This window comes from Nocardia sp. BMG111209 (assembly GCF_000381925.1).
Classification (GTDB): Bacteria; Actinomycetota; Actinomycetes; order Mycobacteriales; family Mycobacteriaceae; genus Nocardia.
In genome coordinates this window covers 659,064-673,196 of record NZ_KB907309.1, presented here as the reverse complement: position 1 = coordinate 673,196, position 14,133 = coordinate 659,064, and the positions used below count along the sequence as shown (strand labels likewise).

Sequence of the window (14,133 nt, the reverse complement as noted above, 5' to 3'; positions counted from 1 at the left end):
CCGCCGTCACCGCACCGGGGCCACGCGCTGCCAGGGTCGTGCCGCTTCCAGTTGGGCGGCCAGGCGGAGCAGGGTCGCCTCGCTGCCGGGCGGACCGGCGAGCTGAGCGGCCAGCGGGGTGCCGGTGCGTGGATGGGTGCCCATCGGCAGGCTCAGCGCGGGCCAGCCGACCAGGTTCCACAGTGGTGTGAAGGGTGCGAAGCGCACGTTCGCGGCCATGTTGGCGACCCAGCCGCGGGTGTGCCAGGCCTGCGCGCGCGGTGCGGGCCGGGCCAGCGTCGGAGTGATCACGACGTCGTGGTTCTCGAAGAAGTCCAGCAGACGGGTCTCGATCAGATCGACCTGCCGGGGCCGGATCAGGCCGGTACGCAGCACGGCTCGGCCCAGGGCGGCGTGTACCCGGCTGCGTCTCTGTAGTCGGTCCGGATGGGACAGCTCCCCGGCGTCGCGCGCGGCGCCGGCCAGCCAGCGCAGCATCACGGCATTGGTGCCGCCCCCATACGGCAGTACGGCGTCGGTGACGCTGTGACCGGCCGCGGCGGCGGTCTGCGCGGCGGTACGGGCCGCGTCGGCCCAGTGCCGGTCCACCCGTGCCGGCGGTGTCGGCGCACCCGCGGCCAGCGCGATCCGCAGCGGCGGCGGAGGTTCCGGATCGGCCAGCGCCGGGCGACCGGCCAGCACCGAGAGCACCAGTGCGGCATCCGCGACCGTCGTGGCGAGGACGCCGTTCTCCACCATCCCGCCCCAGGAATCGGCGCCGACCTCGGCGGGCACCACATCGCGTCCGGGTTTGACACCCACCACGCCGCAGCAGGCCGCCGGGATGCGCACCGAACCCAGGCCGTCGTTGCCGTGCGCCACCGGGACCAGGCCCGCGCCCACCGCGGCCCCGGACCCGCCGGAGGACCCGCCGGCGCTGTATCGGATGTTCCAGGGCGAGCGGGTGATTCGATCCGGCGTATCGGTGACACCCCACAGGCCCAGTTCGGGCAGTTCGGTCAGGCCGACGACCACCGCGCCCGCGGCCCGCAGCCGGGCCACCACCGGATGGTCGGTGGTCGCCGGGTCGTCACCACCGGCCCGGGAACCGCCGCGGGTCACCTCGCCGGCGACCGCGATGTTGTTCTTGATCGCGATCGGCACGCCGGCCAGGGGCAGGGCATCCAGATCGGGCCGGTCGGCGAGGGCGCGGGCCTCCGCGAGGGCGCGCTCGGCGCGGACCACGGCGAAGGCGCCGAGCACCGGCTCGGCGGCGCTGATCCGGTCGAGCGCCGCCGTCACCACCAGATCGGGCCGCAGCGTGCCGTCCCGGACCTCCGCCGCGATCTCGGTCGCCGTGGCCGGAATGTTCACGCTCATCGGTACCTCCTGGGCAGCTGTGGCCCGCACAACAGCTTCGTGCGTCCTCGCAGTAACGTCGTGGGGCCCTGTGACGTTCACTTCGCGCGGTTCTGCCGCGGTAACCCCGTGCGGCACCGCCGCAGTAGTGTCCTCGTGCATCGTTGCAACCCCCTCGCGTCGTGGCCGAAATGGGGTATTTCTCACTGCTGCCGCGAAAATTATCATTCCCTCACCGCCGGAGCAGGGGATGATGGCTGGTGTGGCGGGTCCGGTCGAGTTCAAAGCGGTTGCTGCGTTCGCCGCTGCCTGGGAGTCGGACGACAGTCCGCCGGAGATTTCCGACTATCTGCCGGACGCGCAGACATTGCGATTGCGAGCGCTGCTCGATCTGATCCGGATCGACCTGCGTAATCGGTGGTTGCGCGCGGTGTCCACGTCGTCCGCGCCGGCCCGCAAACGGCTGCGCGAATACTGCGCGGAATTCCCGGAATTGGCGCCGCAGGAGATACCCGCCGGATTGGTCTACGAGGAGTTCGTGATCCTCCGGCACAGCGGCGAGCGGGTGGATCCGCGCGACTGGCTGCGGGAATATCCCACCCAGGCCGGGCAGTTGCGGGAACTGCTCAATGCCGACGGCGCGGATCAGAGCACCCAGCAGCCGGGTATCGGCACGGCGACCGCGACCCGGACGGGCGGCTGGTCCGGGGACGCCACCCGCACCACCACCGACCTCGGGGCGCCGCCGGTGGAGGATCTGGGAGATCTCGAGATCGGCCACAGCATCGACGATTTCGATCTGCTGACCATGCTCGGCAGCGGCGCCTTCGCCCGGGTGTTCCTGGCCCGGCAGCGCACCCTGCAGCGGTTGGTCGCGGTGAAGATCTCCGCCGACCGCGGCTCCGAACCGCAGACGCTGGCGCAGCTGGACCACGACTACATCGTGCGGGTCTTCGACCAGCGGTTGCTGGATCGGCCCGGCATCACGGCCGGGTCCCGGGAGCGCCGGCTGCGGTTGCTGTACATGCAGTTCCTGCCCGGCGGCACCCTGCTGAGCGTGCTGCGCTGGGTGCGCGCCACCCCGCCGGACCAGCGCAGCGGGCAGCTGCTGCTGGACGCGGTCGACGCGGCCATGGAGGAGAAGGGTGAGATCCGCCCGACCGACTCCAGCGTGCGGGCCGAGATCGCCGCGCTGTCCTGGCCGGATACGGTGGCCTGGCTGGGTTGCCGGTTGGCCGAGGCGCTGGCCTACGCCGATGCGCACGGGGTGCTGCACCGCGACGTCAAACCGGCCAATGTGCTGCTCACCGCCGAGGCGGTGCCGAAACTCGCCGACTTCAACATCAGCTTCAGCAAGCATCTGACCGACGCGAATCCCGTTGCGTACTTCGGTGGTTCGCTGTCGTACATGTCTCCGGAGCAGCTGGAGGCCTGTCATCCCGAGCACGAACGCACCGCCGAGGATCTCGACACGCGCGCGGATCTGTACTCGCTCGGCGTGGTGCTGTGGGAATTGCTCACCGGCACAAAGCCTTTCGCGGACGACGACACCACCGGCACGGAACACGGCGACGCCACCGTGCTGGCCGCGCTGCTGGCCCGCCGCCGCGCGGGGGTGGCCGCCGACACGTTGCGGGAACTGCCCGCCGACTGCCCGGCGGCCCTGCGCAGAGTGCTGCTGACCTGTCTGGAACCGGATCGCGAGCGCCGCTGGGCCGGCGGTTCGGAACTGGCCGCCCAGTTGCAGCTGTGCCTGGACCGGCGGGCCCGCGAACTGGTCGACCCGCTGCCGGACAGTATGCGAATGCGGTTGCGGGCCTGGATGATTCCGCTGATGGTGCTGGCCATCGGGGTACCGAACATGGTGGCGTCGCTGTTCAACATCCAGCACAACCGGTCGCTGATCGTGGACCGGCTCAGCCAGCCCGCGCATCATGCCTTCGAGATCGTCACCTTCATCGTGAATGTGGTGTTCTTCCCGCTCGGCTTCGCGCTCCTGGTCTATCTGTCCCGGCATCTGCTGATCGTGCCGCGCGGGTTGCGGCGCGGGCGGACCTTCGATCAACGCACCCTGGATCGGGCCCGCTGGCAGGCGCTGCTGCTCGGCGACCGGGTGGTGCTGATCGTCTTCGCGCTGTGGGCGCTCGCCGCGATCACCTTCCCGATCGCGTTGCAGGTGAGCACCGGCGAGGTGACCACGCCGATGGTGGTGCACTTCCTGGCCTCACTGCTGGTGTGCGGGGCGATGGCGGTGACCTACCCGTTCTTCCCGGTCGTGTTCTATCTGGTGCGCTGCATCTATCCGCTGTTCCTGCGCGAGGGCGAGCTCGACGCCGCCGACGCCGCCCAGTTGCGCGGTCTCGGCCGCCGCTGCACCGCCTACCTCGCGGTGGCCGCCTCGGTGCCGCTGCTGGCCGTGGCGGGCGTGACATTGCTACCGCCGGAGGACATTCCGCACGTGATCGTCTCGGTGCGGGTGCTGTGCATCGGCGCCATCGCCGCGTTCGTGGCCGCCTATCTGATGTTCCGCGCGCTCGAGGCCGATCTGAGTGCGCTGGAGCGGGTGGTGGATCCCGAGGGCGGACATCCGCACCCGACCAGGTCGAACCGGCGCTGATCGACCGGGCGAACCTGCGATGATCGGCCGATGACCACCCTGGTGAACCTGTCCCACGTACTCGATCCGGCGACGACGCCGCGGTACCCGGGCGATCCGGAGTTCCGGCTCGAGACGGTGGCGACGATCGAGGCGGACGGTTACTACCTGCAAGCCGTCCGGCACGGTGAGCACACCGGAACCCATTGGGGCGCACCGATTCACTTCGATCCCGACGGCGCGGCCGCCGACGAACTCGATCCGGACGACCTCTTCCTGCCCGCCGTGAAGGTGGACGTGCGCGACCGGTGCGGCGATCGGGACTACGCGATCACCGTCGCGGACCTGCGGGCGTGGGAGCGGGCGCACGGCCGGATCCCGGACTGCGCGGCCGTGATCGCGTGGACCGGCTGGGACGGCAAATGGGGCACAACGGAATTCGCGGGTAGCGGCGCGGAAGCCGGTCGGCAGCCCGGATTCTCGGTCGAGGCCGTGCAGTGGCTGCTCGATACCGGGCGGCTGGGCCGGCGCGGCGCCCTCGGCATCGACACCCTCGGCCCCGACGTCGGTCTCGACCACGGATACGCCGTGTCGAAACGGCTGTACCGAGAGCGCCGGATCAGCCTGGAATGCCTCGCGAATCTCGCCGCGCTGCCGGTCACCGGCGCCCGGATACTCGTCGGCGGGCCGCGCTACCGGAACGGATCCGGCGGTCCGGCAACGATTTTCGCGCTGCTGCCGGACGTCACTGCCAGCGCCACTGGGTGACCTCCGGGATGTCCTCGCCGTAGCGGCGGGTCCAGTCCCGGGCGGCCAGCCGGGCATCGGTCATGTCCTGCCGCAGCCCGGCCGCCGTCTCGCGCAGCTCCGGCACCAGATCCACCACATCCCGTACCAGGTGGTAGCGGTCCATGTTGTTGAGCATGACCATATCGAACGGGGTGGTCGTGGTCCCGTTCTCCTGATATCCGCGGACGTGCATGCCGGCGTGATTGGTGCGGCGATAGGTGAGCCGATGGATCAGCCACGGATAGCCGTGGAAGGCGAACAGGATCGGCCGATCCCGGGTGAACAGCGTGTCGAATTCGGAGTCCGGCAGGCCGTGCGGATGCTGGTCGCGCGGGAGCAGTCGCATCAGGTCGACCACGTTGATCACCCGAATGCGCAACTGCGGCAAGCGTTCCCGCAGGATCGACGCGGCGGCCAGGGTCTCCAGGGTGGGTACGTCGCCCGCGCAGGCCAGCACGATGTCCGGGGTGCTGCCCAGGTCGTCGTTGTGCCCGGCCCACTGCCAGATCCCGATACCGCGTGCGCAGTGCGTCGCGGCCGCGTCGGCCGAGAGCCAATCCGGTTGCGGCTGTTTGCCCGCCACCACCACGTTGACGTAGTGCCGCGAACGCAGGCAGTGGTCGTACACCGACAGCAGGGTGTTCGCGTCCGGCGGCAGGTACACCCGGACGATCTCGGGTTTCTTGTTCAGCACCACGTCGAGGAAGCCCGGATCCTGATGGGTGAAGCCGTTGTGGTCCTGTCGCCAGACATGCGAGGAGAGCAGGTAGTTGAGGCTCGCCAGCGGCCGTCGCCACGGCACCCGGCTGCTCGCGTCCAGCCATTTCGCATGCTGGTTGAACATGGCGTCGACGATGTGGATGAACGCCTCGTAGCAGGTGAACACGCCGTGCCGGCCGGTCAGCAGATACCCCTCCAGCAGGCCCTGGCACATGTGCTCGGACAGCACCTCGATCACCCGGCCGCTGCGGTCCAGATGTTCGTCGTGCTCGCCGATCTGCGCCTGCCAGTCGCGGCCGGTGACCGTCAGGATGTCCTGCAACCGGTTGCTGGCCAGCTCGTCGGGGGCGAAGGTGAGGAAGTTGTCCGGGTTGGCGGCGGTCACGTCGCGCAGGAAACCGCCCAGCACCCGGGTCGCCTCGTGCATCGTCGCACCCGGCGCCGGCACGTCGACGGCGTAGCCGGCCCATTCCGGCAGCCGCAGATCGCGCAGTACCGTTCCGCCGTTGGCGACCGGATTGGCGCTCATCCGGCGGTCGCCCTGCGGGACCAGCCGCAGCACCTGCGGCGACGGATGCCCGATCGAATCGAACAGCTCCTGCGGCCGATAGGACTGCAACCACTGTTCCAGCACCACACGGTGCTGGGTATCGGTGCGTGCGGCGGACAGCGGCACCTGATGCGCGCGGAAGGTGCCCTCCACCGCCTCGCCGTCCACGATCGGCGGGCAGGTCCACCCCTTCGGGGTGCGCAGCACGATCATCGGCCAGGCCGGTCGCTGATCGTCGTGGCGCAGCCGGGCGGCGTGCTGGATCTCCGCGATGCGGTCCAGGGCGGTGTCCAGTGCGGTGGCCATGGCCTGGTGTACGGCGGTCGGATCGTTGCCGCCGACCACCACCGGGTCGTACCCGTTGCCGCGCAGCAGTGCCAGCAGTTCGGATTCGGGGATGCGGGCGAGCACGGTGGGATTGGCGATCTTGTACTCGTTGAGCGCGAGGATCGGCAGTACCGCGCCGTCGCGGGCCGGATTGAGGAATTTGTTGCCGTGCCAGCTCGTCGCCAGCGGCCCGGTCTCGGCCTCGCCGTCGCCGATCACACAGAAGACGGTGAGATCCGGATTGTCCAGGGCGGCGCCGTAGGCGTGCAGCAGTGAGTATCCGAGCTCACCGCCCTCGTGGAACGAGCCCGGGGTCTCCGGTGCGCAGTGACTGGGCACGCCGCCGGGAAAGGAGAACTGGTGGAACAACTCTCGCATCCCCCGCGCGTCCCGGGGGATCGCGCTGTACAGCTCGGAACAGGTGCCCTCCAGCCAGGCGCACGCATTCGGCCCGGGGCCGCCGTGTCCGGGCCCGGCGACGAACACCGCGCGCAGGTCGCGTTCCAGGATCGCCCGATTGGCATGTGCCCACACCAGATTCAGGCCCGGCACGGTACCGAAATGCCCGAGCAGCCGGGGTTTGATGTGTTCCGCGGCGAGCGGTTCGGTCAGCAGCGGATTGGCCATCAGATAGATCTGCCCGACCGCCAGATAATTGGCGGCCCGCCACCAGGCGTCGAGCGTCTCGAGTTCCTCGCGGTCCAGCGGGCCGGGCAGGTCCGACAGTCGGTAACCCGGTGGCGCCACGGTCTCACCGCGGCCGGAGGTGACGTTGTCCGCCGAGGTGTCGCTGGTGGTGGTCACGACTTGCACCTTTCGCTCAGGTGGGTGGCCGGGTCGAGACGGAACACGCGGAGCGACGAATCACATCGGCTCGGACGTTATTGGCCGAACCCCGCGCTGTCGAGAGCTCGGCTCTAACGGTTGTGCGGCAGATGAGTAGGGTCGGAGCGGCGGACACGGGCCGGTGACGACGGTGCGGCACCCGGCTCGCCGCCGCTCACGCGGATCCGTCGGCGATGAGGTCCGCGTGCGGCTGCGGGACGCCCGCCTGCGCCGGCTCCCGACGACAGCGAGGGTACCGTGTCCGACACCTGGATGTCCTTGTCGCAGTTGGCCGCTCGGGTGCGGGCGGCGGCGGGAGCGCGGCCGGGCCGATTCGTCCTGGGTATCGCCGGTCCGCCGGGAGCGGGGAAGTCGACGTTCGCGGCGGCGCTGCGGGATGCGATCGACGCGCAGGCCGGTACCCCGGTGGCGGGGGTGGCGCCGATGGACGGATTCCACCTCACCAACGCCGAACTGGTCGCACGCGGGCTCTCGGAACGCAAGGGTGCGCCGGACACCTTCGATGTGGCCGGGTACGTGGACCGCCTACATGCGTTGCGCGACACGCCTCTCGGCCGGCCGCTGCGCTGGCCCGCCTACGACCGCGCACTGCACGAACCGGTGCCGGACCGGGTGATGTTGGACGAGCTGCCGATAGTGCTCACCGAGGGCAACTACCTGCTCCACGACCGGGCGGGCTGGGCGGCGGTCCGGGCCCGCCTGGACGAGGTCTGGTACCTGGACGCCGCGACGGCGCTACGCACCGAGCGACTGTTGGACCGGCACCGCCGCGGCGGCCGCACCGCGGATTCCGCACACGACAAGGTGCTGCGCAGCGACCTCCCGAACGCGGAACTGGTCGCGCGAACCCGGACCCGTGCAGACCTGATCCTGTACGCCGACGGCACGGGCTACCGCGTTGTCACCGGTGGTGGGGGCCACTGAGGTTCGACTGCCACGGCGTTCGGAACGACCGGATGCCGGTCGCGGACCGTCGCGGCGGCGTTCATCGAGCCCGGGGGATCGGTGCTGAGCATGGCCGAAGGGCAGGTGCTGAGTATGCCTGGGGGATTGGTGCTCGGCGTGGCCGAGGGGCCGGTGCTCATCGAGCCCGGGGATCGGCGTTCAGCGGGAACGAGGGATCGGGTGTCGCATCCACTCGCGGGTGCCGAGATATCGGCAGGAGGCCGAGGCGACGGCGGTCGCATCGCGCAGTGCGTCCGTAAACTGTTGTCCCGCAACGAGATAGTGGCAGAAGGCGCCGTGCAGGATATCACCGGCGCCGAGGGTGTCCACCGCGTCGACAGCGGGTACCGCGAGCTCGCCCCGCCCCTCCGGTGTGCGGAACGGCATCGGCGCAGGGCCCCGGCTGATCGCCGCGTACCGCACGCCCTGCTCGTGCAGGTGATCGAGGACCGCGTCCCTATCGCCGCCGGTTCCGGGTGGTGCGAAGGCGGCCGAGCAGATCGCGATCGTGGTGAGCGGCAGCAGGTCCGCGTGCACCGGCCGCCACCGGCCCGCGTCGAGGACGACCGGTATGCCCGCTCGCCGGGCGGCGGTGGCGAATCCGATCGCGATCTCGGGATGGTGACCGTCGACGAGCAGTACCTTCGCGTCGTCCGATGCGCGGAGCTGGGCGGGGTCGAAGCGCGCGGAGATCTCCGCGCCGTCCATGGAGACGATCGTCCGGGTCGCCGCTTCGGTCGCGACCACGATCGAGGACACCGGCGGGCGGTGCGTGCCGGTGGGAGTCACATCGTGCGGGGCCACCCCGTGGGCCTCGAGATCGGCGCGGATCAGCCGCGCGAGTGGATCGGTGCCGAGCGCGGTGACCAGCGCCGGCGTCTGCCCGGACAGTTGCGCGTAGGTCACGGCAGCATTGGCCGCCGGCCCGCCCCCGCCGAGGAATTGCCCGGTGGCCTGGGTCTTGCTGTCCTCCGCGGGATATCGCGGGACGGCATAGGCGATGTCCAGTGTCGCCAGACCGGCGAACACGGCTGTCGCCACGGGATATCCGATGGTCAGTCCGCGGCGGCCAGCCGTCGCAGCGGCGGCTCGGTCGACGGGGGCACCCGCCGCTCCGGCAACTCCGCCAGCAGGGTGGTGGTCGCGGCCGCGATCGCCGCCACCGCCTTGTCGAAGGCGGGCTTGGTGGTGGACGACAGCCCGGACAGGCCACCGACCTTCCGGACGTACTGCTGGGCTGCGGCGTAGATCTCCTGCTCGGTGGCAGGGGGCTCGAGCCCGCGCAGGACGGTGATACTTCTGCACATGGCGCCGAGAGTAGCGCTCTGCGGCCACCTGCGTCAGCCGGGAACGAGTCGGTGCGTAATTACCGTGTCGTAAAACCCCCGACGCGATGCGGAGACCGAAAACCGTGCTCGATCAAGATCGATGAGACACAATCGGAGGATGGCTGCTGCCCGCGACATGCCGACCCTGACCACGTTTCCGTACGAGGAGCTGGATCGGCGGGAGGACGACCACTGGTCCGGCGCGCAGGTATCCGACGACGAGCTGCGGGCGCTGTCCCTGGGCGCCTTCTACTCGGCGCGCTGGGACGCCTTCCACGATGCGCTGCTGCTCGGACCCGAACGCCAGCACCCGCTCGGTGACCGCCGGGAGCTGGCCATCGACACGCTGACCGGCGCCTGGGGTATCACCGACGGCGCCCAGGCGATGGCCTCGATGGAACAGCTGCTGGAGGGGATGCACGCGCCGCTGTACGAGCTGGTGCACCCGCTGGTGACCGCATCGGTGAATTCGCCGGAACGGGACCGCTTCGGCGAACGCGCCGACCGGCACCGCGCCTTCCTGCGGCAGGTCGGCTCGTTCCGGGGAATGGACAATCCGGAGGCGCTGGTCCGCGACTACGACATCTGGTCGCAGGCGATCAAGCTCGGGCTCACCGACCACCTGACCCAGCCGCTGCCCGCCGATATCGCCGCCTGGGATCTGGCCCGGGTGGTGGCCGTCGCCCGGATGGCCTTCACCGCGGGGTATCTGGACGCCGACGTGGCCTGGGAATACGTCATGCGCGCCCTGCCGCCGGCCCAGCGCCGGTACCGGAACTGGCGGCAGTTCGGCGACTCCTACCTGACCGGCTGGACCTACTGGCAGGCCTGTGAGGATCTGGCCGAGCTGAAGTCCGGCGGTCTCGACCGGCGGCTGGAGCTGTTGCGGTTGTGGCAGCGACCGACCAGCCCGTGGCGGCGTATCGGGTTGCGGAGCGCGGTGCACGCCTCCGGCCGGGCCGAATAGCCGCCCCGGGCGGTCCGGTCAGTCGGGCAGCGAGCGCAGGATCCCGCGGCCGTACCGCTGGAACTGCGCGTCGTCCACCATGCCGAGGGAATGCCGTTCGACCAGCAGATCCCATTCGGAGTACAGCTGTGCCACGCCCGGATCGGGTACGGCGACCGCCCCTTCGGCGGAGGACCGCTGGATGGCGAAATTGAGCGCGCCGATCACCCGATCGGTATCGGCCCGATCCGTCCCGGTGAAGTGCACGGTCAGATTGCCGTCGAAGACGTCGATGCCGTAGTCGCCACCACTGCCCGGCGCGGAATCGTCGGTGGGCTGGGCGGAGATCAGCGCGGCGACGGGCATTTCGTAGGCGTGCCGGGCATCGGCCTCGAGCGGTACGAACAACATGCGCTCGGTGGTGACCGCCAGAACCCCGCGTCCGGCCGGGGGCGGGACGGTATCGGTATCGGTGACCACGACCGCGGTCTCCAGGGCGAATTCGTCCGCGATGACCAGCCGGTGCAGCGCGGTGACGGCGGCCCGGGTATCGCGCTGCGGGGCCATCCGCTTCACCGCCCGGTCCACGTCCGCGCGCAGCGGGCCGTTGCGGCCCCATTCCGGTGCGGGCGGGGTCAGGTCCGGCATGGACATGTCGATGCGCTGGGTTTCCAGGATCTGAGCGTTGAGTCGCTCCACGATGACCATCGCCGCCGGCACGTCGTGCTCGGCGATGAGGACCGGAAGTGGCGTCCGGTCGGCCGGGATGCCGGTCAGCACCGGTGTCGGGTATCGCAGGTAGATCTCGATGACGACGGCGTCGTCGGCGCGACGGTTGAGCCGGACCTTGAGCAGCTCGGACACCGGTACGTCGAGCACGCGCTCGCCGTCGGTGCCGGGCCGCAGCACGGTCAGCCGCCCGTCGCCGTGTCGCAGAATCGCTGTGGGTGTCCGTAGCTCGACTATGTCCATACCCCCTGCGCTCTTGTTGTGTTGTCGCTCACAATAGAACCCGCATGCCATGATGAAGGGCATGTGGACAGACAGAGGCAGCATCTGTCTGGATCGCCCCGGTGCGGGTCGGGAACCAGAAACATTCCCCGGCCGTTTACCTGTTGAACTGGATCAGCTGCCGAACTGCGCGATGTATCGAGTAGACCGTACGCGGTAACGTGGCTTGTCCGCATCCTTTTCCGCCGCAGTCGGCGGGAATCGAGCAGATGAGTACCCGAAACCACGCACGCTCGCCCGATCGCACGCATAGTAGGCACGCACCCCGGAAGTCACCGGAAAGGACTGGCCCGCCGGCCGACGCTCTATGAACCGCAAGACAGTGTTTCGCAACCTGGCCATAGTCGCGGGCATCCTGCTCGTGATCTATCTGGTCAGCTATTTCAGCAACGACACGCGCGGCTGGAAGAACGTCGATACGTCGGTGGCGCTCAGCCAGTTGCAGGACAAGGCCAACGTCAAGCAGGTCCAGATCGATGACAAGGAACAGCAGCTGCGCATCACCCTGAACAAGGGCACCGATGCGACCAGCGGCTCGTCCCAGATCATCGCGAAGTACCCCGGCGGCAGCGAGGTCGCCGCCCAGGTGCTCAAGGATGTGCAGGACTCCGGGGCCCCGTACAACACCACCGTCAAACAGGACAGCTGGTTCACCCAGGTGCTGCTGTTCGTATTGCCGATGGTGATCCTGCTGGGCCTGTTCGTCTTCGTGATGGCGCGGATGCAGGGCGGTGGCCGCGGCGGCATGATGGGCTTCGGCAAGTCCCGGGCCAAACAGCTGACCAAGGACATGCCCAAGACCACGTTCGCGGACGTGGCCGGCGCCGACGAGGCGGTCGAGGAACTCTACGAGATCAAGGACTTCCTCCAGAATCCGGCGCGCTACCAGGCCCTGGGCGCCAAGATCCCGAAGGGCGTGCTGCTCTACGGCCCGCCCGGTACCGGTAAGACGCTGCTCGCCCGCGCCGTGGCCGGCGAGGCGGGGGTGCCGTTCTTCACCATCTCCGGTTCGGACTTCGTCGAGATGTTCGTCGGTGTCGGCGCCTCCCGCGTGCGCGACCTGTTCGATCAGGCCAAGCAGAACAGTCCCTGCATCATCTTCGTCGACGAGATCGACGCGGTCGGCCGCCAGCGCGGCGCGGGCCTCGGCGGCGGTCACGACGAGCGCGAGCAGACCCTGAACCAGTTGCTGGTCGAGATGGACGGCTTCGGCGACCGCGCCGGTGTGATCATCATCGCGGCCACCAACCGGCCCGACATCCTGGATCCGGCGCTGCTGCGCCCGGGCCGCTTCGATCGCCAGATCCCGGTCAGCAACCCGGATCTCGCCGGTCGCCGCGCCATCCTGCGAGTGCATTCGCAGGGCAAGCCGATCGCGACCGACGCCGATCTGGACGGGCTGGCCAAGCGCACCGTCGGCATGTCCGGCGCCGATCTGGCCAACGTCATCAACGAGGCCGCGCTGCTGACCGCCCGCGAGCACGGCAACATGATCACCGGCGCCTCCCTGGAGGAATCGGTCGACCGGGTCATCGGCGGCCCGCGGCGCAAGAGCCGCATCATCAGCGAGCACGAGAAGAAGATCACCGCGTACCACGAGGGCGGTCACACCCTGGCCGCGTGGGCGATGCCCGATATCGAGCCGGTCTACAAGGTCACGATCCTGGCCCGCGGTCGCACCGGCGGCCACGCCATGACCGTCCCCGAGGACGACAAGGGCCTGATGACCCGCTCGGAGATGATCGCCCGGCTGGTCATGGCGATGGGTGGCCGCGCGGCCGAGGAACTGGTCTTCCACGAGCCGACCACCGGCGCCTCCTCCGATATCGACCAGGCCACCAAGATCGCCCGCGCGATGGTCACCGAATACGGCATGAGCGCGCGGCTCGGCGCGGTGCGCTACGGCCAGGAGCAGGGCGACCCGTTCCTGGGCCGATCGATGGGTATGGGCTCGGACTATTCGCACGAGGTCGCCCGCGAGATCGACGAGGAGGTGCGCAACCTCATCGAGGCCGCGCACACCGAGGCGTGGGCGATCCTCAACGAGTATCGCGACGAACTGGACTCGCTGGCCACCGCGCTGCTCGAGCGGGAGACGCTGCACCGCCGGGAGCTCGAGGGGGTGCTGTCCACCGTCGAGAAGCGGCCGCGGATCACCGCGTTCAACGATTTCGGCGAGCGCACCCCGTCGGACCGCCCGCCGGTGAAGACGCCCCGGGAACTGGCCGCCGAGCGCGGCGAGCCGTGGCCCCCGGAGGGCCAGCAGCCGGTGCCCGCGACCGCGCCCGTCCCGGTCGGTCACGCCGACGGCGGCCGGCAGCCGGCCTTCGGTTATCCGGTGCCCGCGCAGCAGGCCCAGCAGCCGTATCCGGCGGCGCCCGGCGCCACCCAGACGTATCCGCGCCCGGGTACCCACGGTTCGCGTCCGGACTACGGCGCCCCGGCCGGTTGGTCGGCGCCGGGCTGGCCGCCCGCCGAGGACGTCGAGAACGGGCAACCCGGTACCGCCGGCGGTCCGCCGCCGGGTTACGGCGGTCAGGGTTACGCGGGTGGTCAGCCCTCCGCGGGCTGGGCACCGGCCGGTGGCGCACGGTACGGCCGTGGCTGGAACCGGCCCGAACAAGATCAGTCCGGCCGTCCCGCGCCGAACGGAGATGGTGAGTCGACCGAGTGGGACGGTCCGAACGGCCGCCACTGAGCGGCTGTGGTTACGCTCGAAGGTCGGGGTGCCGAAAGA

At 69.9% G+C, this 14,133-nt stretch carries 10 protein-coding genes; 5 read left to right on the top strand and 5 right to left on the bottom strand.

Annotated features, from left to right (window positions below):
* Positions 1-6 precede the first annotated feature (6 nt).
* A complete protein-coding gene (locus G361_RS0134255; protein ID WP_026343849.1) occupies positions 7-1,359 on the bottom strand; it encodes an amidase in 1,353 nt (450 codons plus the stop codon).
* Positions 1,360-1,588: 229 nt separating this feature from the next.
* Between G361_RS0134255 and G361_RS0134250 the strand changes: the two genes are divergently transcribed.
* Complete coding sequence (locus tag G361_RS0134250) at positions 1,589-3,955, top strand: serine/threonine-protein kinase (protein ID WP_231387185.1); 2,367 nt, start codon at positions 1,589-1,591, stop codon at positions 3,953-3,955.
* Between the two features lie 30 nt (positions 3,956-3,985).
* The gene (locus tag G361_RS0134245; protein WP_019931659.1) at positions 3,986-4,702 is read left to right on the top strand and encodes a cyclase family protein; all 717 of its coding nucleotides are present in this window, start codon (positions 3,986-3,988) and stop codon (positions 4,700-4,702) included.
* On the opposite strand, the gene G361_RS0134240 is transcribed toward G361_RS0134245, so the two are convergent.
* Positions 4,680-7,124: a phosphoketolase family protein gene (locus tag G361_RS0134240; RefSeq protein ID WP_019931658.1), complete on the bottom strand. Its 2,445-nt coding sequence runs from the start codon at positions 7,122-7,124 to the stop codon at positions 4,680-4,682. The two genes, G361_RS0134245 and G361_RS0134240, sit on opposite strands and share 23 nt — an antisense overlap.
* A 279-nt stretch (positions 7,125-7,403) precedes the next feature.
* Here G361_RS0134240 and G361_RS0134235 point away from each other — a divergent pair, with 279 nt between their 5' ends.
* Positions 7,404-8,090: a nucleoside/nucleotide kinase family protein gene (locus tag G361_RS0134235; RefSeq protein WP_019931657.1), complete on the top strand. Its 687-nt coding sequence runs from the start codon at positions 7,404-7,406 to the stop codon at positions 8,088-8,090.
* A gap of 180 nt (positions 8,091-8,270) precedes the next feature.
* Here G361_RS0134235 and G361_RS0134230 read toward each other — a convergent pair whose 3' ends face one another.
* Together G361_RS0134230 and G361_RS0134225 are read right to left on the bottom strand one after the other, a co-directional pair.
* Positions 8,271-9,152, bottom strand: coding sequence for a PfkB family carbohydrate kinase (locus G361_RS0134230; RefSeq protein WP_155981949.1), 882 nt, complete (start codon positions 9,150-9,152; stop codon positions 8,271-8,273).
* 14 nt (positions 9,153-9,166) lie between these two features.
* Positions 9,167-9,418: a DUF2277 domain-containing protein gene (locus G361_RS0134225; RefSeq protein ID WP_019931655.1), complete on the bottom strand. Its 252-nt coding sequence runs from the start codon at positions 9,416-9,418 to the stop codon at positions 9,167-9,169.
* 139 nt (positions 9,419-9,557) lie between these two features.
* Here G361_RS0134225 and G361_RS0134220 point away from each other — a divergent pair, with 139 nt between their 5' ends.
* Entirely contained in the window at positions 9,558-10,406 is an 849-nt protein-coding gene (locus tag G361_RS0134220) for a DUF1266 domain-containing protein (protein ID WP_231387184.1), read from the top strand.
* 18 nt (positions 10,407-10,424) lie between these two features.
* Here the strand turns inward: G361_RS0134220 and G361_RS0134215 are convergent, their stop codons facing one another.
* Positions 10,425-11,357 (bottom strand): hypothetical protein, encoded by a 933-nt coding sequence (locus G361_RS0134215; RefSeq protein ID WP_019931653.1) that lies wholly within the window; start codon positions 11,355-11,357, stop codon positions 10,425-10,427.
* Positions 11,358-11,703: 346 nt separating this feature from the next.
* Between G361_RS0134215 and ftsH the strand changes: the two genes are divergently transcribed.
* The gene (gene ftsH / locus G361_RS0134210) at positions 11,704-14,094 is read left to right on the top strand and encodes an ATP-dependent zinc metalloprotease FtsH (RefSeq protein WP_019931652.1); all 2,391 of its coding nucleotides are present in this window, start codon (positions 11,704-11,706) and stop codon (positions 14,092-14,094) included.
* Positions 14,095-14,133: the final 39 nt, after the last annotated feature.

Excerpts from the sequence above, each read along its gene's own strand:
- G361_RS0134255 (WP_026343849.1), bottom strand. The coding sequence starts at position 1,359 with ATGAGCGTGAACATTCCGGCCACGGCGACCGAGATCGCGGCGGAGGTC.
- G361_RS0134250 (WP_231387185.1), top strand. The coding sequence starts at position 1,589 with ATGATGGCTGGTGTGGCGGGTCCGGTCGAGTTCAAAGCGGTTGCTGCG.
- G361_RS0134245 (WP_019931659.1), top strand. The coding sequence starts at position 3,986 with ATGACCACCCTGGTGAACCTGTCCCACGTACTCGATCCGGCGACGACG.
- G361_RS0134225 (WP_019931655.1), bottom strand. The coding sequence starts at position 9,418 with ATGTGCAGAAGTATCACCGTCCTGCGCGGGCTCGAGCCCCCTGCCACC.
- G361_RS0134220 (WP_231387184.1), top strand. The coding sequence starts at position 9,558 with ATGGCTGCTGCCCGCGACATGCCGACCCTGACCACGTTTCCGTACGAG.
- G361_RS0134215 (WP_019931653.1), bottom strand. The coding sequence starts at position 11,357 with ATGGACATAGTCGAGCTACGGACACCCACAGCGATTCTGCGACACGGC.
- ftsH (WP_019931652.1), top strand. The coding sequence starts at position 11,704 with ATGAACCGCAAGACAGTGTTTCGCAACCTGGCCATAGTCGCGGGCATC.